The organism is Laspinema palackyanum D2c (assembly GCF_025370875.1).
Classification (GTDB): domain Bacteria; phylum Cyanobacteriota; class Cyanobacteriia; order Cyanobacteriales; family Laspinemataceae; genus Laspinema; species Laspinema palackyanum.
This window is the reverse complement of record NZ_JAMXFD010000008.1, coordinates 191,081-211,554: the sequence shown is the minus strand read 5'-3', so window position 1 is coordinate 211,554 and position 20,474 is coordinate 191,081. Positions and strand designations below refer to the sequence as shown.

The 20,474-nt window shown below is 50.2% G+C and carries 18 protein-coding genes and 2 pseudogenes; 10 read left to right on the top strand and 10 right to left on the bottom strand.

Features of this window, described 5'->3' with window-relative positions:
- Positions 1–3 precede the first annotated feature (3 nt).
- Positions 4–654, top strand: a complete 651-nt coding sequence (gene modB, locus NG795_RS12635) for a molybdate ABC transporter permease subunit (protein WP_367289017.1) — start codon at positions 4–6, stop codon at positions 652–654.
- A 115-nt stretch (positions 655–769) separates the two neighbouring features.
- On the opposite strand, the gene NG795_RS12630 is transcribed toward modB, so the two are convergent.
- The 4 genes from NG795_RS12630 to murC all read right to left on the bottom strand — a co-directional run bounded on the left by NG795_RS12630 (position 770) and on the right by murC (position 5,026).
- Positions 770–1,261 carry a low molecular weight protein-tyrosine-phosphatase gene (locus tag NG795_RS12630; RefSeq protein WP_367289016.1) on the bottom strand — a complete coding sequence of 164 codons (492 nt, stop codon included), beginning with the start codon at positions 1,259–1,261 and terminating at the stop codon, positions 770–772.
- A 372-nt stretch (positions 1,262–1,633) separates the two neighbouring features.
- Entirely contained in the window at positions 1,634–1,984 is a 351-nt protein-coding gene (locus NG795_RS12625) for a YbaB/EbfC family nucleoid-associated protein (protein ID WP_367289015.1), read from the bottom strand.
- Positions 1,985–2,349: 365 nt separating this feature from the next.
- Positions 2,350–3,363, bottom strand: coding sequence for a UDP-N-acetylmuramate dehydrogenase (gene murB, locus NG795_RS12620; RefSeq protein WP_367289044.1), 1,014 nt, complete (start codon positions 3,361–3,363; stop codon positions 2,350–2,352).
- 106 nt (positions 3,364–3,469) lie between these two features.
- The gene (gene murC, locus NG795_RS12615; protein ID WP_367289014.1) at positions 3,470–5,026 is read right to left on the bottom strand and encodes a UDP-N-acetylmuramate--L-alanine ligase; all 1,557 of its coding nucleotides are present in this window, start codon (positions 5,024–5,026) and stop codon (positions 3,470–3,472) included.
- Positions 5,027–5,528: 502 nt separating this feature from the next.
- Here murC and nadD point away from each other — a divergent pair.
- Positions 5,529–6,338: a nicotinate (nicotinamide) nucleotide adenylyltransferase gene (gene nadD / locus NG795_RS12610; protein WP_367289013.1), complete on the top strand. Its 810-nt coding sequence runs from the start codon at positions 5,529–5,531 to the stop codon at positions 6,336–6,338.
- An 87-nt stretch (positions 6,339–6,425) separates the two neighbouring features.
- On the top strand, positions 6,426–7,436 hold the full coding sequence (locus tag NG795_RS12605) for a type I glyceraldehyde-3-phosphate dehydrogenase (RefSeq protein ID WP_367289012.1): 1,011 nt from the start codon (positions 6,426–6,428) through the stop codon (positions 7,434–7,436).
- 74 nt (positions 7,437–7,510) lie between these two features.
- Here NG795_RS12605 and thiL read toward each other — a convergent pair whose 3' ends face one another.
- Positions 7,511–8,530 carry a thiamine-phosphate kinase gene (gene thiL, locus NG795_RS12600; RefSeq protein WP_367289011.1) on the bottom strand — a complete coding sequence of 340 codons (1,020 nt, stop codon included), beginning with the start codon at positions 8,528–8,530 and terminating at the stop codon, positions 7,511–7,513.
- 104 nt (positions 8,531–8,634) lie between these two features.
- Complete coding sequence (locus NG795_RS12595; RefSeq protein WP_367289010.1) at positions 8,635–9,780, bottom strand: peptidylprolyl isomerase; 1,146 nt, start codon at positions 9,778–9,780, stop codon at positions 8,635–8,637.
- Positions 9,781–9,974: 194 nt separating this feature from the next.
- Here NG795_RS12595 and efp point away from each other — a divergent pair, with 194 nt between their 5' ends.
- From efp to NG795_RS12565, 7 genes and pseudogenes are all read left to right on the top strand, one after another.
- Positions 9,975–10,535, top strand: coding sequence for an elongation factor P (gene efp / locus NG795_RS12590; RefSeq protein WP_367289009.1), 561 nt, complete (start codon positions 9,975–9,977; stop codon positions 10,533–10,535).
- 33 nt (positions 10,536–10,568) lie between these two features.
- Entirely contained in the window at positions 10,569–10,751 is a 183-nt protein-coding gene (locus tag NG795_RS12585) for a hypothetical protein (RefSeq protein WP_367289008.1), read from the top strand.
- On the top strand, positions 10,736–11,296 hold the full coding sequence (accB, locus tag NG795_RS12580; RefSeq protein WP_367289007.1) for an acetyl-CoA carboxylase biotin carboxyl carrier protein: 561 nt from the start codon (positions 10,736–10,738) through the stop codon (positions 11,294–11,296). The genes NG795_RS12585 and accB overlap by 16 nt, the downstream gene beginning before the upstream one ends.
- Positions 11,297–11,444: 148 nt before the next feature.
- Positions 11,445–11,798, top strand: a complete 354-nt coding sequence (locus NG795_RS12575; RefSeq protein ID WP_367289043.1) for an ArsR/SmtB family transcription factor — start codon at positions 11,445–11,447, stop codon at positions 11,796–11,798.
- Between the two features lie 108 nt (positions 11,799–11,906).
- Positions 11,907–12,311 (top strand): annotated as a pseudogene (locus NG795_RS12570) (DUF4277 domain-containing protein); the annotation flags it as partial.
- Positions 12,304–12,510, top strand: a pseudogene (locus NG795_RS28445) (IS1634 family transposase); the annotation flags it as partial. The pseudogenes NG795_RS12570 and NG795_RS28445, both read left to right, overlap by 8 nt.
- Positions 12,511–12,612: 102 nt before the next feature.
- A complete protein-coding gene (locus NG795_RS12565; RefSeq protein WP_367289005.1) occupies positions 12,613–14,862 on the top strand; it encodes a Calx-beta domain-containing protein in 2,250 nt (749 codons plus the stop codon).
- A 217-nt stretch (positions 14,863–15,079) separates the two neighbouring features.
- Here the strand turns inward: NG795_RS12565 and NG795_RS12560 are convergent, their stop codons facing one another.
- The 4 genes from NG795_RS12560 to NG795_RS12545 form a co-directional block, all read right to left on the bottom strand.
- Complete coding sequence (locus tag NG795_RS12560; RefSeq protein ID WP_367289004.1) at positions 15,080–15,733, bottom strand: GerMN domain-containing protein; 654 nt, start codon at positions 15,731–15,733, stop codon at positions 15,080–15,082.
- A 287-nt stretch (positions 15,734–16,020) separates the two neighbouring features.
- Complete coding sequence (locus NG795_RS12555) at positions 16,021–16,851, bottom strand: LmeA family phospholipid-binding protein (protein WP_367289003.1); 831 nt, start codon at positions 16,849–16,851, stop codon at positions 16,021–16,023.
- A 153-nt stretch (positions 16,852–17,004) separates the two neighbouring features.
- Positions 17,005–19,329, bottom strand: a complete 2,325-nt coding sequence (locus NG795_RS12550; protein WP_367289002.1) for a HEAT repeat domain-containing protein — start codon at positions 19,327–19,329, stop codon at positions 17,005–17,007.
- A 202-nt stretch (positions 19,330–19,531) separates the two neighbouring features.
- Positions 19,532–20,323, bottom strand: a complete 792-nt coding sequence (locus NG795_RS12545; protein ID WP_367289001.1) for an LmeA family phospholipid-binding protein — start codon at positions 20,321–20,323, stop codon at positions 19,532–19,534.
- Between the last annotated feature and the right edge of the window lie 151 nt (positions 20,324–20,474).

The following is a 20,474-nucleotide window of genomic DNA, read 5'->3' as shown; positions in this document are numbered from 1 at the left end:
TAAATGATTTGGCAGCCTTTAATTTTGTCGTTGCAGGTGACAGGAATTGCTAGTTTGTTGATTTTGATTTTGGGTTTGGGACTGGGTATTCTGTTAGCCCGAACCCGCTTTCCGGGACAACTGCTGGTTTCGACGGTGTTAAATTTACCCTTGGTTCTGCCTCCGAGTGTGGTGGGTTATGGGTTATTGCTGGCATTAGGAAGAGGTAGTCCGATTCAGGAAGTTTTGGGAATTCAGTTATTATTTACTTGGCAAGCTGCCGCGATCGCCTCGACGGTGGTAGCACTCCCGTTAATGGTGGAATCCACAAGGGTGGCGATCGCTACTGTCAATCCTGAACTAGAAGACGCCGCCCGCACTTTAGGCGCATCAGAACTAGAAGTCTTATGGCTGATTAGTTTACCCTTAGCTTATCGGGGAGTATTGGCTGGATTGGGGTTAAGTATCGCCCGAGGGTTAGGGGAATTTGGGGCGACTCTGATGGTGGCAGGCAGTATTCCCGGGCGCACCCAAACCTTACCGTTGGCGATTTATGATGCGGTACAGATGCAGGATTATCAACGCGCCAATCAAATGGTGCTGATGATGACTGTTATCGCCTTTACCTTGTTGTGGGGGGTGAGACTGTTGGAAAAGGCTCAGGAACATCAATGAAACAAGATCACCTTCCCGCTAATGTGATTGAATGAAGGGTATTTACAAAAAAACCGGGAAACCCAACTTGGTTTCCGGTTTATGATAGGCTGTCCGAATCGACGTTCTGGACAGGTTAGGGACTCACTTTGACATTTTGCTGCTCAACGACATAATCCAGAAGCCCTTCACAGGCATCGGTGAGCAGATCGATGACATTTTTAAAGCCATCGGGACCGCCATAATAGGGGTCGGGCACTTCTTTTTCGGGGCGATCGCGACAGAAATCACACATCATGCGGACTTTTTGGCGATATTCACCCTGGGGGTCAAGGGAGATAATATCGGCGTAGTTTTCCCGATCCATTGCTAAAATCAGGTCGAATTTCTGAAAATCGGCAGCATGAAAGCGGCGTGCTTCGCCAATAAATGAGAGTCCCTGTTGTTTGGCTGCGGCAACCATGCGGCGATCGGGGGGACTCCCCACATGATAAGCCGAAGTCCCGGCAGAGTCACAGATAATTTGACCCTGAAGATTTCTGCCTGCGATTTGGTGGTTCATAATATTTTCTGCGGCGGGTGAGCGGCAGATATTCCCGAGGCAGACAAATAAGAGTTTATAGGGCATGGGTGAGTTATTGGCAGTTCGAGACTGAGGATAATAAATGGAACAGGCGATCGCCTTCTATTTTACCGGGATTTTAAACTGAATCATACGGAATACGGTACTGATAAGTCTATAAAAACGAGCCGGGTCAAGCGGTATTTGTAGGGGCGCAATGCTTGCGCCCTCCGGAGGGCGCAAGCATTGCGCCCCTACAATCCGTTTTTATAGACCTTTAAATACCGGATTCCGTATCACTCCCATTCAAACCGGAATCAAAGCCTAAAACAAAATTAGCTGGCTTACTTGACACAGTAGAAAGCCAGCTAGATCTTGATGAAAAGTAGTTGATATGGATTAGACTCGATACAAAGACGACTGCCTGAGCTATAGCAGTTACAGACCGGGCAGATTGAGCCCACCTGTTAATTCTTCCATCCGTTCGCGCATGGTTGCGGTGGATTTATTATATGCATCTGTCATCGCAACGGCAACCAGTTCGGAAACCACTTCGGCTCCTTCCCCCAGAGCATCGGGGGAAATTTCGACCCGACGGGGTTCTTGGTTGCCGCTTAAAATCACTTTAACCAAACCACCACCGGCTTCTCCGATGACTTCGAGTTCATCTAATTCTTCTTGAAGCTTTTTAGCACCTTCTTGTACTTGTTGAGCTTTTTTGAAGGCTTCAGTCAGCTCTTTCATTTTGCCGAGACCGAAGCCAAATCCTCCCTGTCCTTTTCCTGCCATAACGGGTTAACTCTGTATGGGTTCAAATCGATGTTGGCATGATTGAGCGGCGCGATCGCTGCTGTGGATTCTTGGTTCCTCAAGGGGACTGACCCTAAAATCGTCTCCTATTTTAGGAAACTTTTAGGAGACAAGTGCCGCTTTCTCCAAGCGTTTTGCCCTCGATGTAAGAGCCAGTTCCGGTGTGCCTCACCGTACTGTTGAGTGCTGAAGCTCTGGCGCTTTAACGTCAGAATCAGACCCTCATGGGCATTACCCTTAGCAATACTACCACGCGATAATTGCAGTATGCCATTGACCGAGCCCAGGGGATCACCGGGTTGGACGGGTAACAATCAGGTGCGATCGCCTCTCAATCCGTGAGGTTACAGGGCTTGAAACTCGCCAATCGTGCGAACTTCTGGTTCTAAAAGGACAGCCCAATGTTCCTCGACTCGCGATTGAACATATCGAATCAACTGGAAAATATCGCTGGCTTTTGCGCCGCCACAATTGACAATAAAGTTAGCGTGACGTTCGGCCACCTGAGCACTGCCAATCTGATATCCTTTAAGTCCGGCTTGCTCAATTAACCATCCCGCCCCTGGGGAGCCGTCAGGATTGCGGAAGACACTGCCACAACTGGGCAGATGATAGGGTTGGGTGGATTTACGATGTTCGAGTTGTTCCGAGGTAGTGGCTTGGACGCGAGCAGGGTCCGCTCCCGGCTTGAGTTGAAAAGTGGCCTCGGTGACTAGGCGATCGCCCCCTTGGAGGACCGAGGTGCGATAGCTATATCCCAACTCTTCCGGGGTCAGGGTGGAGATGCTTCCCTGACGGGACACCACCTGAGTATTCACCAAGATTTCCGAGGCACAACTGCCATGAGCACCGGCATTCATCACAACGGCTCCCCCGACAGTGCCGGGAATTCCTACAGCCCATTCCAGTCCTTCCCATCCCAATTGAGCCGCTTGCCAAGCTAAACGAGGCAGGGACTGACCTGCGGCAACGGTGACTTGCCCGGTTTCGGGATTAAAGCGGCTATAGCGCAGATGGCGCGTAGAAATCGCCAACCCGGGAATGCCGCGATCGCTCACTAAGAGGTTAGAACCCGCACCCAAGAAGGTCACGGGCAATCCTTCAGCCCTGGCCCATTCTAAACAGGCTTGGACCTCTTCTATTTGTTTCGGTGCAACGTACCATTCAGCAGGACCCCCAACACGAAAAGAGGTAAATGTTGATAAGGAAACATTGGACTTAATCTGACAAGCAGTTCCGGCTAAATAAATAGATTGGGATCGCTCGCGATCCCCATTAACTGGCGTCAGATGTGGATTCTTGGCAGGTTGCTTGACCACGGAGGGGCTGAGGATGCGTATATCGGAGGAAAGAGTCATGATAATCCAGGTGCTTAAATCCCTATAGACCACTGTTTGTGAACGTAAATCATCCAGGGTATTTCGAGGAGCGATCGCCCGGAGTTCCCTAGACAATTACTGGCGCTTAAGCTCGATGGCGTGCTTCTGCCAGAGCCGTTTGCTCGACCTGTTGATGAAATGCCATGACTTCCGGAATGATCTGATTCAAATTACCAGCCCCCAGAAATATGGCGAGGTCACCCGGGAGCAAAGCTTTGCCAAGAAACTCGCTCACGTCAGACATAGAAGGACTGTAATGCACCCGAGGATGATGAGCGGCGATCTCGTCGGCGACTTGTTGTCCGCTCAGTTGAAATTCATTGGCTTCCCCGGCACTATAAATATCCGTCACCACCACTAAATCAGCATCACTAAAGGATTCAGCAAACTCGGCTAAAAAGGCCCGAGTGCGACTGTACCGATGGGGTTGAAATACGGCGACAACGCGACTGGCACGAGAACGCAATCCTTGGGTTTGCAGACTGGCGGCATGGAGGGTGGCCCGAATTTCACTGGGGTGATGGGCATAGTCATCGACAAATTGGATGTCATTGTATTTGCCTCGGGTCTCAAACCTGCGGCAAGCGCCCTCAAATGTAGCAATTTCCCGGGCAATGGTGGCGAAGTCTAAACCGACCAAGCGTCCAACGGCAACAACGGCTAGAGCGTTACTCAGGTTATGGGCACCGAGTAAGGAAATGGACAGTTGACCGAGAATTTGACCTCGTTCCCAAACCCGGGCGGTGGTGCCGTCGGCTCTATAGGCGATGCAGTCTACGGTGTAGTCGGCACCGGCATCGAGGTTGAGGCTGTAGGAGATGCTCGGTTGAAGGCGATCGCGCACGGTTGGGCAATCAATACATCCCACTAAATCGGTGCAGCGCTCTTTAAAGGTGTCAAAAATCTCGATGACTTGATCCAAGCTCTGATAATGGTCCGGATGGTCCAGTTCGATATTGGTTACCACCCCAATTTTGGCCGAGAGTTTGGCAAGGGACCCATCGGATTCGTCCGCTTCTGCCACTAGATAGGGTCCTTCTCCCAGCCTTGCGTTGCCTTCCCAGGCTTTGACTTCTCCCCCCACCACAATTGTGGGGTCCAAACCGGCCTTTAACAGGACATAAGCCAGCATTGAACTGGTTGTGGTCTTCCCGTGGGTTCCGGCTACGGCAATGCTTTGATATTCGGATATTAAAGCAGCCAGTAAGTCAGAGCGGTGAAAGATGGGACAACCCAAGTCTAAGGCGGCTTGATATTCGCTATTGGCTCCATCGATCGCCGTTGAGCAAATCACTTGCGGCAAATTAACTGGGGAGGGAATGCCGTTGGCGGCTAATCTGACCGGTTTCGGTGCGATCGCCGGTAAACCGCCAGACCCCTCCTCGTTTGCTGAACTCAAAACTGCCGCTTCATCGGTTGAGGCGCTGGTTTGTCGGTAAAAATCCAGGTTGCTGGCATCTTGACGCCAAAAAATTTGCGCTCCATTTTCTTGTAAGCGCTGAGTGATATGGCTCGACCGAATGTCGGATCCAAATACCGGGACCTGCCGCTTTGCTAAAATGTAGGCAAGCGCTGACATTCCGATTCCACCGATGCCGATGAAATGAAAGGGTTTGCCACTTAGATCGATAGAATTGTGCATTGTAAGCTCCTTACACACCACACCACGCCAATAACACGCGATATCATATCAAGAATTGTTTTTGTACGATACAGTCATAACAGAAATTGAGCGCTCTCCCTGAAGAAGCATTTTTCGATTCTAGTGTCGAATACACCCGATCCGTAGTCTTTTCCCGAGATTTTTCTAGGGTTAAACGTTTTGGGTGTGTTTACCATAACCGATGGTCAAGAAAAACGGAAAATAACTCATGAATCCACCAAGTGAGTGAAAAATCTCACCTAAGTTAGGTAAAAGTACGCTCCTGAAACGTAGCAGAACAAAGGGGAAAGCAGTCTTCCGATCGCACAAGTGCCTCCATCGGTTGCTAGGGTATTTCCGGAAAAAATACCATTAAAAAGCACGCAGAGAAAATCATAGCGGGTTATGATTGCCAGGATTGGTCACCTTCGGACCCTCCAATCCAACTAAAAATGACCGCTCTGTTTGAATAGCCACTGTCAAACAAAGTTTACGGGAAAGAATGCAACCTCAGCGGATCAAAAAAAGAGCGATTTTGGGCGGAACCTTTGACCCGATTCATTGGGGGCATTTGGGAATCGCTTATGGTGCTTTAGCTCAAGCGGGATTAAACCAGATTATATGGGTTACCGATCGCCACAAGCGCGATCCCCGTCAGCAAACGCGGATAGAGTTTGAGCATCGCCAAGCAATGGTGCAGTTGGCGATCGCCCCAGAACCAGCGTTTTGTCTAGGTCCGCCCCCCCCAGAGGACCCCAAAGCCGGGTATGCGATCGTCACCGGACAAACCCTCCAACAGCACTATCCAAATAGCCAGTGGTATTGGATTATTGGGGCCGATGCCTTTTCTACCCTGCCGAAATGGTATCGTGCTGCGGAACTGGTTGAGACTTTTGAATGGTTGGTTGCACCGCGCTCGGCATCCCCACCCCCAGACAATTACCCCAAAGAAACTCCCTTGTTCATAGAAATCTCCCCCCTAAACCTTCAGGAAGGACAACCTAAATTAAACCCCACCGTAGGTACAAATCCCTCGAACCTCCCAGAGAACACTGCACTGATCAAAACTCAGAAGATTTGCCAACAAGTTGCGATCGCCTTCAAAACCCGACAGATTCACCTGCGCTGCCAAATCCTCCCAACCCACCCCCTGCCCATCGCTTCCACCTTACTCCGTCGCCATTGGAACGACTCTCCCACCATCCGCACCTGGGTTCCCGAACCCGTCCAAATTTATATCCAAACTCACCACCTTTATCAGAACCCACAGCACCCGCTACCACCGCACTCTAGCTCGATCCCCAGACTTTAAAAAATCTGATCGAAATTTACACCTGTTGCGATATGATTGGGTTCATTACGTTAGGCAGTTTTACATTAAAGAAAGGGGCAAGACGCAGTGATTAGAGTAGCGATTAACGGTTTTGGACGTATCGGACGCAACTTCCTGCGCTGCTGGTTAACCAGATCCAACAGCCAACTCGAACTGGTCGGTGTGAACGACACATCCGACCCAAGCACCAACGCCCATCTACTCAAATATGACTCCATGTTGGGAACGTTGGATGCTGACATTAGTGCCGATGAAAACTCCATTACTGTCAACGGCAAGACCATTAAATGTGTCTCCGATCGCAATCCCTTAAACTTGCCCTGGGCTGCTTGGGGAGTTGATTTGGTTATTGAATCCACCGGGGTCTTCGTAACCGAAGAAGGTGCCTCAAAGCATATTCAAGCAGGTGCAAAAAAGGTGTTGATTACTGCTCCTGGAAAAGGCAGCAAAGTTGGCACTTTTGTCATGGGAGTTAACCATGATAAGTACGACCCCAACGAGTACGACATCATCAGTAATGCCAGTTGTACAACGAACTGTTTGGCTCCGATCGTTAAGGTCATCAACGACAACTTTGGCATCATCAAAGGCATGATGACCACAACCCACAGCTACACTGGCGACCAACGGTTGCTGGATGCCAGCCACCGCGATGTGCGTCGGGCTCGTGCTGCTGCACTCAATATCGTCCCGACTTCCACTGGTGCAGCTAAAGCCGTGGCTTTAGTCATTCCAGAGATGTCCGGTAAGTTGAACGGCATCGCCATGCGTGTGCCAACACCGAACGTTTCGGTCGTAGATTTTGTGGCTCAAGTTGAGAAAAATACCTTTGCCGAACAAGTCAATGAAGTCTTAGAAGCAGCCGCTAAAGGTCCGATGAAAGGCATTTTGGAATACAGTGATGAACCTTTAGTTTCCTCTGACTATAAAGGTCATGATGCATCGTCTATTGTCGATGCCAGCTTGACGATGGTCATGGATGGAAACATGGTGAAAATCATCGGCTGGTACGATAATGAGTGGGGTTACTCTCAGCGTGTGGTTGACTTGGCCGAACTCGTCGCTCAAAAATGGTAAGCATAAAACTAAGCAGGCAATGAGTTTTGATTTCGGACGGATTCGTTCACTATTCAAAACTCGTCACCTTCAGCTTAAAAATGCTGAAAACTCAAACTTTGAGTGATCACTTCGTCAGCATAAGCACCAGTGGAGTCAGTTAGACAAACCCTGGTGCTTTTTGTTAAGCTCCCCACAATTACCGCTCCATTTCCAACTCGTTCTACGAACTCCCGCGCTACTAAAGGGGGTAAGCACAGCACGAGTTCAAAATCTTCTCCCCCATATAAAGCCCACTCCACTGCCCGTTCTTCCCCCACTCTCTGCTTTAAAGGGGCTGGCACGGGAATCAAACCCCGCTCTAGGGTCGCGCCGACCCCACTGGCTCGGGTAATCTGGACGATCGCATCGGCTAACCCATCGGAACTATCCATTCCCGCTATTTCTCCCCCCTCCCCCATCACCTCCCACAGGATCGGTAACACATCCAGGCGCGGATTCGGACGCTGATGGGCGGTAATTAATTCGCGAATCTCTTCTTCTAACCAATCTTGTCCCGTTTCCGGATGCAGCAATAATTCTAATCCCGCACGGGAGGCTCCATGCACCCCGGTAACGACGATCGCATCCCCGGGTTTCCCATTCTGCCGTCGAATCGTCCGGTCCGTGGGTACCCAACCGAAAGCGGTAATCGAAATGACATTCACCGGAGACTGACAAACATCTCCACCGGCGATCGCAGTCTGATAAGCATCCAGACAACTCACCATCCCGGTATAAACCCCCTCCACCCAAGACACAGGAGTATCCCCCAGCAATCCTAAACTGACGGTGATGGCTAACGGAGTAGCACCCATTGCGGCTAAATCCGATAAATTTGCCGCTGCCGCCCTCCATCCCACATCTTCCGCCGAGGTGGTGCGATCGCTAAAATGCACCCCATCCACCAACATATCCGTCGTCACCACCAACGACCGATTCGGTTCCGCTGTCATGGCGATCGCTGCTGCATCATCCCCCACCCACTCCGGTGGACAAAATCGATGCAATCGTTTTAACAGTCCCTGTTCCCCCAACTCTCGAACCGAAAGGGAATTCTCTGGCTCCTTCTTCACCCTGTTTATAACCTCCCCAAAAATAGTAAAGTCTAGTGGATGCTTCCACTAGACTTCTGCTTTCAAACTGCGGCAAATCGGCAGTTTCTCTCCACCCTAAACCCTTAACTTGCTTGGGCGGGAACGAAATTTTCCATCCCTTGGACCACTTTCATCGAAAGAATCTGATCCCCCTGTTTGAGCTTTTCTAAAATTTCCTTCCCTTCGACCACATAGCCAAAGACCGAATACCGACCATCCAGCAAATTGAGACCCGCAGGGGTTAACTCCGGTTCAAATAGGAAGAAGAAAAACTGGGAAGAACCGCCATCGGGGTCATCTTCCGGGCGGGCCATTGCGACGGTCCCAAAAGCGGAGAAGGGGAGGACTGGCTGTTCTCGGAATCGTCCCGCCTCTTCCAAGGTAATTCCATAGGTGGGCTGTTTATCCCCACGGACGAAGATTTCCAGGGGAATATTACGATATTCTCCCGTATCGGGGTCAATAAAGCCTTGGTTGGGTCCTACCGGATCCCCGGTTTGGAGGACATAGAAATCTTCTGAACGAATAAATTCTAGGCCATCGTAAAATCCGCGCTGAACGAGGTCTACAAAGTTGCCGGAGGTCACCGGGGCGCTATATCCGTCTAGGACCACGGTGAGATTGCCTTTGTTGGTTTCGACAGCGACGGTGGCGCGGCCCAGAAGTTGAGGCAGATGGCTGTATTCTGCGGGGACTTGATAAGGGAATTCGGCGACCATCATTTCTTCGAGTTGGCCGACTAAATCCAGGAGGCGATCGCGCCCATCCTGGGTAGCGGGTTTATCCTGAACCTCGACGGATGATCGCAAGGTGCCAATTTCCTCTTTAATTTGGGCGAGGATAGCACTCGCATTCGCTTGTTGCGATTCGGGAATATCCTTCAAGATATCCGCCTCGCGATTGGTAAAAATTCCGGCAGCTTTGGTGATATCACTGGTTATGGGACTCCAGCGTTTGCCCCGCAGTTGCTGGGAGATATCTTCTAAACTACTTTGGGCCTCGCGAATTGCTGAATTTTCAATGGGTAAGGCATATCGTAAGAGGGCTTTACCATCGGTGATGGCATTTCCTTGGGGGAGTACGCTGGTGCGGTTGGGGGTGGAACTGTCGCCGCCATCCCACCAAGCGGAGCTTAATCCCAGGGAGAGACTGGTCATTAGCACGACCATTAAAGCGGCTTTGAGGCCGCGTTGCCATAAATTTGTAATTTTTTGACTTGAAGCCAGCATCAATATATCTCTGAATCCTTTTTAATCGGCATGGATCAATCTTCCCATACTGGGGGAAGTTGCACAGGGGCATCTCGGGGAATTTCTGGGTCCGGATGGGAGGGGATCGGAAAGTGGGAATTTGATCCAATACCATTGAAGGGGAGAATTCGCGGTAAAATAAAATCCCGATTATTCTCCACGAATAAAGATTCATGATTTCCAGTAACGACTTTCGCACCGGCGTCACAATTGAATTAGATGGGGTTGTGTGGCGGGTGGTTGAATTCCTCCATGTCAAACCCGGTAAAGGCTCGGCCTTTGTTCGCACGAAATTAAAGAATGTCCAGAATGGCAGTGTGATTGAGCGCACGTTTCGTGCGGCAGAGAGCGTGCCACAAGCGACGTTAGAAAAAAATACGATGCAGTACACCTATAGAGAAGGTGAACAGTTAGTGTTTATGGATATGGGAAGCTATGAAGAGACCCGTTTGAGTGAACAGCAAATTGGCGATCGCGTCAAGTATCTCAAGGAAGGGATGGAAGTAAACGTCGTCCGTTGGGGCGAACAAGTGCTGGAAGTTGAACTGCCCAACTCGGTCGTTTTGGAAGTGACACAAACCGATCCGGGCATCAAAGGGGATACCGCAACGGGTGGAACTAAACCCGCGACGGTGGAAACTGGGGCTGAGGTGATGGTTCCCTTGTTCATAACGATCGGTGAACGGATTAAAATCGATACCCGCAACGATTCCTATCTGGGCCGAGAATCATAGAGTTTCGCGCTTACCGACTAGCGGTCAGTCCTCGTGCGTCTTTGCACTCCGGAGAGTGGTGTTTATTCCCTCTCCTGGGCTGCCTTGGAGGGCGATCGCGGTGGGTTTATCCCGGGGAAACCGAGGCGATCGCCCTCCCTTGGGCTCGATGGGGAAAAACTAGAGAAGAATAACGTTGATTTTACGGGGTCAAAGAAACTGTGCAACTGGATTTAAGCCAACTGAGTGAGCTGCTTGGGGCTTTCAATGGAACGGATATTTCTGAGCTGATTTTAAAAAGTGGCGATTTTGAGCTGACCCTACGCAAGGATAGGTTAATTGCCGAGCGGGTGGGGATCCCGGTTGATCCGGGGTTGATCCTGGCGACTGAGGGAACTGGGGCGATCGCCCCTTCAAGTCCCCCGGTTAAGCCTGCTATTCCGACAGCCCCTACCTCGTCGGGGACCCCTGGGCCGACGGAGGGGAATGCTCCTGGAGGTCCCAGTGTCGCTGCTCCGGCTCCAGTGACGAACGATCGCAAGTTTTTGGAGGTCATTTCCCCAATGGTGGGGACCTTCTATCGCTCTCCCTCTCCTGATGAACCGCCATTTGTCGCCGTGGGCGATCGCATCAAACTCGGCCAAACCGTCTGCATCATTGAGGCGATGAAGTTGATGAATGAAATCGAGGCTGAGGTTTCCGGACAAGTGGTGGAAATTTTGGTCGAAAATGGCACTCCGGTAGAATACGGTCAGCCTTTAATGCGGATTAGCCCCGAGTAATGTTTTCCCGCCTCCATGAGTGAGTCGATTGCCTTGCTCTCAAGACAATCGACTCTTGAGTTCACTCCCTTTAATTACTTAATTGTCATAAATCGGTTTACTGTTACAATAGGACCATATAAATATGGGTAATTCTTTAGGACCAGCCATGAAACGAGCGCAACCCTTACCCCCAGAGGTATTGCAACAAGTGGCGGAATATTTCAGTATTTTGAGTGAGCCCATGCGCTTGAAGCTCTTAAACTTACTCAGAAATGGTGAAAAATGTGTACAAGAGTTAGTGGATGCCACCTCCACCAGTCAGGCGAATGTCTCTAAACATCTGAAAGTTATGCTGCAAGCGGGAATCCTCAGTCGTCGCACGGAAGGCACTTCGGCTTATTATCGTGTGGAAGATCCGCTGATTTTCGAGCTGTGTAATCTCGTGTGCGATCGCCTTGCCGAGCGGATTGAAGAACAAGCGCGTCAATTCCGCTCTTTGAGCTTGCATGGAAAACGATAAGCAAAAACCCACACCCTTCAGGTTGTGGGTTTTTGCTTTGAAAACTGGAATCCGGATGAAACCTACATTCCGCAGGTAAAATAGCACAGGGCGAATACTTTTAAAAGTATGACAGGTATAGCATCTTCCGTTAGAGGACCAGATATTAACCACTTGGGCATAGTAGCAGGCATCCTACATCGGGTTGGACTGGTAGAAATCATCAATCAGGTGCTAGGGAGCCACCCCCTAGAACTCGTGAGTGCCGGAATCATAATCAAAGCCATGATTATCAACGGGTTAGGCTTGGTGAGCGCTCCGTTGTACCTATTTGAGAAGTTCTTCGAGGGAAAAGCGACAGAACACCTCTTGTACGAAGAGATCACTCCAGAGCATCTCAATGATGACCGACTTGGGAGAGTTCTCGACGTCCTCTATAAAGCGGGACTGACTCAACTGTTTGTTTAAATTGCCCTAGCTGCTGCGGAAAAAGAAGGAGTTAACGCAGAAATCTTACACAACGTCAGCACTAGCACAGGCCAAAAAGTCGATTAATAACCAATTGGGTAACCCCACCGCCACTCCAACTTTAAGATGGGTTTTCCAATGCTTTTAATCGATTCATCTCCTGACCCTTAATGGATGTCAACAAATTACCGATTTAACCGAGGAACGGCAATGGATACTTCAGGTTGTGGGAGCCTCCTGCCGGAAATATTATTTACTTCTTTAACTTAACCTACGGAATGTTGGTTTAAGATTTTTATCATTTGACCGGAAAAATCAACAGTCTAGCTGATCGCTAAATTAATGCGCAAACCTATGAAATTAAAATATGGCTCCTCTATTGGGCAGTGACAAAAATGATACCTTGACAGGAACCCCAGAAATTGACTCTATTTTGGGGTTTTCTGGAGATGACATCCTCGAAGGTTTTGACGGGGACGATCGCCTGAATGGAAATCAGGGAAACGATACAGTTTTTGGCGGAAATGGCAATGATATTGTGCGCGGAGGCAAAGACGGCGATCGCCTCTTTGGAACCCTGGGAGACGATACCTGTTTCGGCGATCTGGGTAATGATACGTTGTTCGGAGGAGATGGCAACGATTTTCTGATTGGAGATCAAGGACCTGAAGCCAATTTTGGGGGTGATGGCAGTGATTTCCTAGGGGGCGAACTGGGTAATGACACCCTGTTAGGACTGGCGGGTGAAGATAGTTTGGATGGGGGTGAAGGTGCAGATGAACTAAATGGCAACCGAGGAAATGATACGGTAATCGGTGGTGCTGGAAATGATATCCTACGCGGGGGTAAAGACAATGACTTAGTGATGGGAGGATTAGGCGACGATCGCCTTTATGGGGATATTGGGATCGATACGTTAACCGGCGCTGAAGGCAATGATACCTTTTTCCTAAGAAAAAATCTGGGTGGGACAGCGATCGCCTCTGCCGATGTGATTACAGATTTTACCGATGGTATCGATAAAATTGCTCTCATTGAAGGTCTAACATTTACTGACCTTGAATTGATTCAAGGAACGGAAAATAATAGTTCAGATGTCCTGCTTCGAGATAAATCCAATGGGCAGTTTTTAGCCGTATTGCAGTCTGTTGACCTCGGCACTCTGGATGCAGAAGATTTTATCAATTTGGCAACCCTAAATTTTAGCGACAGCAATTTTAGCGTTAATGAGGATGGCACGACTGAAGCGGCAGTGACAGTAACCCGCAATGGTGGGGAGGGAACCGTAGGGGTGACGATTTCCGCGTCTAGTAATGAGGCGATCGCCCTAGAGGATTACGACAATACGCCTGTCTTAATTAATTTTGCACCGGGAGAAACCCAGAAAACGGTGACAATTCCCATTGTTAACGATCCGCAATTAGAATCGACTGAAAGCCTTTATTTAACGTTACTTAATCCCACGGGCGAAGCAGTCATCGGAATTCAAAATACAGCCGTTCTAGACATTATTGATGACGATACCCAGTTACCGAAATTGACCTTTCGGAACCCTAACCCCACCCCAGGGGATAATTTTGGTGCAGAACTGGTCCCATTGGGTCAGAACCTTTTCATTGGCGCACCGGGCAAGAATAGCCCGAATGCTGTTCCTGGGGTGGTTTATTGGTTTGATGGAACCACAGGAGAACTGTTACAAACCTTCAACAGTCCGACTTCTAGCGTGGGGGATCGCTTCGGAATCTCGATTGCAGCCCAGGGTAACCTTGTACTCATTGGGGCCCCCAGGGATGCAACGGGTGGTCTAGGTTCAGGAATTGCTTACCTGTTTGACGTGGATACAGGAGCAGTGGTGCAAACCCTGCGATCGCCATCTCCGAATCCTGGGGATTCCTTTGGGTTCTCTGTGGCGTTTATAGGCAATAATCTATTGATTGGTGACGGTGGGGTTGCCAGTGGTAATCAATCCGGAAGTGGTGCCGCGTATCTATTCGATCCCAGTGGTAATCTCCTCCAAACTTTCTTAAATCCAGAGCCTTATAGTTTAGATGGATTTGGTCAGGAAGTGGCAGCACTGGGTAATAATGCTTTAATTGCTGCACCGTTTGATGATGGGAATGGCTTTAATTCCGGTCGGGTCTATCTCTTGGATCCGGCAACGGGAGCATTGCTCCAAACCTTTAACAGTCCGGCTCCCAATCAGAGTGATGCCTTTGGTGTCTCTTTAGCACCAGTGGGTAACAGGATTTTAGTAGGTGCGGAGGGAGCTGATTTGTTTTCGGGAGCAGCCTATTTAATCGATGGCAGTACCGGGGAGATGCTCCTGAGCTTTTCTAACCCCTCATCAGAAAGCTACGAGGGGTTTGGGACTTCCGTAGCGGCGATCGCAGATAATTTCCTGATTGGCGCTCCTGGAGTTAATCCAAGTACCACGAACGAGGGATCCGCCTATCTGTTTGATGGCACTACTGGGGAACTGGTCACCACGTTCAGAAATCCTTTTCCAGAGCGAACCGAAGGGTTTGGCGCTGCAGTGACTGGGATCGGTGACAGCATGGCGATCGCCGCTCCAGGTTGGATCTTTGGCTCTGACCCTGGAGAGGTCTATTTGTTTTAAACTCCCATTCCGCAGCTCTATCTTTATTCTCAATATATTTTTAGGTTTTTGAAGCCTGAAGTTTTGACTCCATAAGCGTTAGGGCGTTAAAACCCTTAATCCGTTAGAGCGCGATCTAACCTGGGGAATGTAGGTTTTATCCCCTACAAATTGACCCCCCAAGCCCCTGTGAATTGAGGAGACTTGGGGGGTCCATGCTGTTGACAAGGACAATAAATTACAGCGGAAACTCGGACTCAAAAATAGTGCGGGTAATCGGCAGAGGAATATCTAACCCTTCACCCCCCAAGACTTCCAACGGTTCCCCGTCTACGGAAATCCAGACCGAGGCATTCGGATCCAAGGTGGTCGCCGTATAAACTACCTGCCCTAATCTAGCCGTCATCGAGCTACTGCCACCCCCGGAGGTAAATTCAGGGGAGAGGTTAACATAGATGCCATTCTCCTTGACCTCTACATTCAGCACTTGGGTACCCGGGGGAATTGCGCTAAAGCCAGCGCCATTGGGCGGTTGAGTGACCAAGCGATCAAAGGCAGCTTTTAACACCGCCTCGGGTTCTTCCGTTGCCTGCACGGAGACCGGGACAGAGGCCAATTCAAATTGGGTCCCGTTATCTTGGACCACATAAATTTGCACCGATTGCTCGATGGGATTGAGCGCTGTGGGAGGAGTTAAATTCGGATCCTGGGTGACTGGGATATTTACCCCGGGGTCCCTGGGTTGGGTGGGAACGGGATTCATGCCATTGAGAGTGAGATCCTTTTGAGAATTCACGGCCCACCAAGCGGTTCCACCTCCTGCGGCGACAACGACAGCACAGAGGGTGGCAATAACACCCAGGGGAATGCGGCGAGTTTGTCCATTTTGCATATCAAAAGTTCTCCTCAACGGTTAAACAATATTCACTAATAAGAAAGGCGGATTTTGGGGTTTTGAACTGAGCGGATGTTTCAGTCCTCTGAGGGTTCCCTTGGTATCCAGTACGGGGGATCACCTGTTCTCATCCCTGAATTCTTCCCAGCCCTGAGCCGCTCATCGGGTTAATTGGCGATCGCCAATGCCTTAAGAACAAATAGCTACATCTTTATTAAAAAATTAAAGATGGCGGTAGACCTTGGCAAGAAACTACAAGGGAATCGGCTAAATTTCCCGAAAACTTACTCGCGAGTCAAGACCGACAACGCATCGGGCTGATCGATGCGAATAAAGGCGGCAACTTCTAGGAGATCGGGACTCAGTTCAAATTTTAAAAACCGGGCAAATAATCCTCGGTCTTCATATTTTCTGAGGTCTAGGGCGCGATCGAGGATTCGGGAGAAAATTGTAATCAACTGAGGAGGGGCCTCTTCATTGTTAATCCAGATGGTCGGGTTGATGGCTTGGATTCTTGCCCCATTAATTGAGGCTAATCCGGTCTCTACAACGATTTGCACGGATTCATTATCCCGGCGATCGGCAATTTCTAACTGGAAGCGCACTCGATTATTGGCTAAAAATTCCACCTCGGGGTTGACAATTTGAAAGCGTTGGGGGTCCCTTTGGGCCTCCGGGTCATTGGTGCGGGTGATCCCGATGCCGAGTTCTCGCAGGGGTTCAGCGGCAGCGGGCGATCGCAAGGCGCGGTTGAGGTCGGCCTCGGTGATGACTACGCGCATCGCCCCTTGTAAGGGTTCCCGGAGAAAGCGCGGGATTGAGCGGCGGTCTTCTTGGTTGAGACGGTTAATATCGACGGCGATCGGGTCGCTTTCGATTTCCACCGTATCGATGCGAAGCTCCGGCGTGACGTACAATCCCCGCCCCGCAAAGCGTAACCGTTGGATATTGCCCCTAAGTAGCGAGTAGTTTGGGGCATTATCCAGTCGGACTTCCAACTGTTCGGCATCATGGAGGGCCTCGCGAATATCTCTCTCGGCGATATTATCAAAGGTCACCCCAACGGGGGACACTAAGGTGAGAATTCCGGTTAAAACGAGGGTCAATAATTCCATAATTTGTTGTTAACGAATTAGGCTAAGTCCGGGGGGAAACTCGTCAGGAGGGATCAGTCTGGCCGGTCACCCCTGACGAGCTTGGGACCGATCGCTGTTAACCTAATGGGTAAAAGAGGATTTTTGTCAAGGGGTAAGCCAGAAATACTCTCTCTAGTTTGGGCCCGGGGTGCCTAAGATGGATTGAGCAAAGGCCCGCACTTTTTCATCGGGGTCGGATTGGGCCCGATCGCGGATTAAGGGGAGAGTTTCTGGGTGATCCCCATAATACTGGACGATGGCTTCTAGGGCCGTAAGTCGAGGATTGAGCGCACCATCTTGTAACGGCACAAACGGATCATTGACGGCGCGATCGCACAAAACGGCAAATACAGCAGCATCATCCCATCCCCCCTTAACGAGCTGTTGCAGGGCCGAGAGTCTCACAAACGAATCCTCATCGGTACAAGCCCGGGCTTTGACAATCTCCAACGTTTCCGGGTTTTGGGGCCAGTGGGTCACTAACTCGATCGCCCCGGCCAGACGCACGGCCCAATTGTCATCGGATTGAGCGCGGCTTTTGACAATGCTCCAAGTTTCCGAATGTTCCTTCCAACCCGTTGCCAATTCTCGCAGGGCAACAATTCTCACATCCCACCCTTGATCCGAGGTAGCCCGACTTTTCAAAATGGGCAAGGTTTCGGGGTCATCAAACCACCCGGAAGCCAGTTCTCGCAAGGTAGTCATTCTCACATCAGAAGACTGATCATTGACCGCTTGTATCTTGAGAATCGGTAAAGTTTCCGGGTCGTCATACCATCCCGTCGCCAGTTGCTGTAAGGCAGCGACGCGCACCTGCCAATGTTCGTCCTGAGTCGCGCGGGATTTGAGAATCGGTAACAGTTCCGGGTCATCCTTCCAAGTGCGAGTAAACTCGTGCACTGCGGCTTCCCGGACCCGGCGATCGCGGTCTGAGGAGGCGATTTCTTTGAGAATCGGTAAGGTTTTCGGGTCTTCAAACCAAGCTGCCGCCAGTTGTAAGGCAGCAACGCGCACCTGCCAGGTGTCATCAGAAACAATACGATCGCGCAACCAGGCGACGGTTTCGGGGTCATCAAACCAGCCGGTAGCAATCTGCTGCATGGCAGCAATTCTGACGTGCCAATCGGGATCACAAAGGGCACGAGTTCTTAGCCAACCTAGGGTGGATGCCTTGTCATACCAGGCGATCGCAAACTGCTGCATGGCGGCAATTCTGACGTGCCAATCTTCATCAGACTCGGCTAAAGTGCCAATTAAGGCAGCAGTTTCCTGGTCGTGACTCCAACCTCTGGCGAGTTCTTCTACGGCCGCCTCTCTCACATCGGCCTCGGAATCGGATTGAGCGATCGCCGCAATCAGGGAAAAGGTCTGGGGATCATCGTGCCATCCCTCGGCCAACTCTTCTAATGCCGCCTCCCGGACCAGCCAATAGCGATCGCTTTGGGCTAAGGTTTTGAGCAGGGGGAGAATCTCCGGGTCCTGGCGGTAGTGAGTCGCCAGCGATCGCACCGCACTCACCCGGGTAATTTCAGCAACGGACGATTGTGCTAAGGTTTTGAGCCAGGAGAGAATCTCTGGGCGTTCTTTCCAACAGAGGGCGATTTCATCCACCGCACTCATGCGGATAGTTTCGGCAACGGGGGATTCGGCTAAAGATTGTAACCAGGGAAGGGTATCCGGGTCCGTTTTCCAGACTCGCGCCAGGGTGGAAATGGCGCGCAGGCGGGTGAGGATGAGTTCATCCACTTCCGGATATTGGGTTAAGGATTGCAGGCGATCGCGCAGTTGATTCGCTGTGGATGTCAATGCGGTGCGCTCGGGCAAAACCGCCAGACATTCTGCCGCTACAAATAAGTGAGTAAAGTTCGAGGGTTCGACTTGGTTTTCTATCAGAGAATCGAGTAATTCTGCCGCCAATTCCGGCGGAATCATCCTGACGATTTGCCGCATCACTTCATGCCAGGGTTCATCAAACAGATGTTGCAGGAATACATCCCGTTTGATGTCATCCAGGGTGAGTGCATCTTCTCCGTTGGAGTTCAGCAGGCGATCGACTAATTCTCTGGCGTGAACAAAGGCTTTAATTTGTTTGAAATAGATTCGCGCTACGGCTTCCCAATTAAACCCTTGGGGGAGGGCCTTCAAATTGAGCTGAGTCCAGGTTTGCCCTAAAGTCTCTGTAGAGATAGTTTTGCAGTCTTTGTCAAAAACTCCTAACAGGGTTTCCTGTACCAACGGTTGCAAGACGAATTGCGTTAGGGGTTCCCGGTACTCCTGCACCTGCGACTCCTCTAAGCGAGCATCCTCTAGTTCAAGCTGCATCACTTGCAAAAATTCACTGAGGGCTTTTTCCCCCGCCTCAGAACGAGGTAGATTGTCCGGTAGGGTTACGGGATCTTCTCCCCAATTTTCAGTTTTTTCCACAATCAGCTTAAAAGCAAACCGTTCGGCGTTCATACTGTCCCCCACATCCATACCATTTTCAATACTCCTCTAGCTCAGTCTATCTGAATATCTGCCCCTTGTCTGTGGAGGCACACCACTAGGATTCCTCGGTTAGGGTGGTAACTCACACGGGAGTGCTTTGAGCAGACAAAGCCGAGGAGTCCCGGAGACATTCACCACAGGGGACGTCGGGGGTTGGTCTTTCCGCTCTAGTCTAAGGGTTGAGTGCCACAAATAGGGCAATTTCTGCCCCGACTGGGGTGAGGTTAAATTGCAAAACCCGCGATCGCAGACCTCGATTTTCTAAGCGCTGTAAATTAAACCGGCGGGTTAAATCTAAGAGTCCCGTGACTAATCGTCGGGGTGCTGGGCGATCGTTCACCCACACAGCGGGGGAAAGGAGTTGTAATTGTTGACCCTCAATGATATTGATGCCGGTTTCTACGGTTAAGGTTAGGAAATCATTATATCCCCGTTCTTGAATTTGAGATTGGAATCGGATTCGGTTATTGGGTAAAAAAGTAACTTGCCGATTAACTAGGGTATAACGGGTGGCAATTTGTTGAATTAAGGGAGAATCAAATAAGCTCAAGGCTAGAGTTTGCATTTGATTATAAAGTTCCGGGGACTGCAAGGCGGTATTGATATCGGCCTCGGTTACCGAAACTCGAACTGCTGCCTGTAACGGTTTTTGTAATCCCCGGATGGGGCTATTTCCGGAACCTCGTCCGAACTCTCTAGGGTTGACATCAATGGCGTCGGTTTCTATTTCTAAACTATCAAGTCTTAACCCTGGGATTAATGATAATCCCCGGCCCGCAATTCGCAGGCGATCGACCTTTCCCTCGAGTAATTGATAACTGGGGGTGTTATCAATGCGGACTTCGAGTTCTTCTGCTGCAAAGAGGCGATCGCGAATATTTTGTTCGGCTAAAGTATCTAAGGCAATCCCCGCAGGAGAGACTAAAGTAAACAGACTGGTGAGCAGAAGGGTGAAAAATTCCATTCGGGTTTGATGAGAGAGGGAAGCATCGGGTATCGAGGTTTCTATCGCGAGTCTGAATCCTGTATGATTGCAGTAAAATTCAGGAGTGGGAGCATTTTTCTTCCGGCAAAGCAGTAGGGAGCAAGATGCTCCCCCTCCTTCGGTGGGTTTT

Excerpts from the sequence above, each read along its gene's own strand:
- NG795_RS12565 (WP_367289005.1), top strand. The coding sequence starts at position 12,613 with ATGGCTCCTCTATTGGGCAGTGACAAAAATGATACCTTGACAGGAACC.
- nadD (WP_367289013.1), top strand. The coding sequence starts at position 5,529 with ATGCAACCTCAGCGGATCAAAAAAAGAGCGATTTTGGGCGGAACCTTT.
- NG795_RS12560 (WP_367289004.1), bottom strand. The coding sequence starts at position 15,733 with ATGCAAAATGGACAAACTCGCCGCATTCCCCTGGGTGTTATTGCCACC.
- modB (WP_367289017.1), top strand. The coding sequence starts at position 4 with ATGATTTGGCAGCCTTTAATTTTGTCGTTGCAGGTGACAGGAATTGCT.
- NG795_RS12595 (WP_367289010.1), bottom strand. The coding sequence starts at position 9,780 with ATGCTGGCTTCAAGTCAAAAAATTACAAATTTATGGCAACGCGGCCTC.
- NG795_RS12625 (WP_367289015.1), bottom strand. The coding sequence starts at position 1,984 with ATGGCAGGAAAAGGACAGGGAGGATTTGGCTTCGGTCTCGGCAAAATG.
- NG795_RS12630 (WP_367289016.1), bottom strand. The coding sequence starts at position 1,261 with ATGCCCTATAAACTCTTATTTGTCTGCCTCGGGAATATCTGCCGCTCA.
- efp (WP_367289009.1), top strand. The coding sequence starts at position 9,975 with ATGATTTCCAGTAACGACTTTCGCACCGGCGTCACAATTGAATTAGAT.
- murC (WP_367289014.1), bottom strand. The coding sequence starts at position 5,026 with ATGCACAATTCTATCGATCTAAGTGGCAAACCCTTTCATTTCATCGGC.
- murB (WP_367289044.1), bottom strand. The coding sequence starts at position 3,363 with ATGACTCTTTCCTCCGATATACGCATCCTCAGCCCCTCCGTGGTCAAG.
- NG795_RS12545 (WP_367289001.1), bottom strand. The coding sequence starts at position 20,323 with ATGGAATTTTTCACCCTTCTGCTCACCAGTCTGTTTACTTTAGTCTCT.
- NG795_RS12555 (WP_367289003.1), bottom strand. The coding sequence starts at position 16,851 with ATGGAATTATTGACCCTCGTTTTAACCGGAATTCTCACCTTAGTGTCC.
- NG795_RS12575 (WP_367289043.1), top strand. The coding sequence starts at position 11,445 with ATGAAACGAGCGCAACCCTTACCCCCAGAGGTATTGCAACAAGTGGCG.
- NG795_RS12550 (WP_367289002.1), bottom strand. The coding sequence starts at position 19,329 with ATGAACGCCGAACGGTTTGCTTTTAAGCTGATTGTGGAAAAAACTGAA.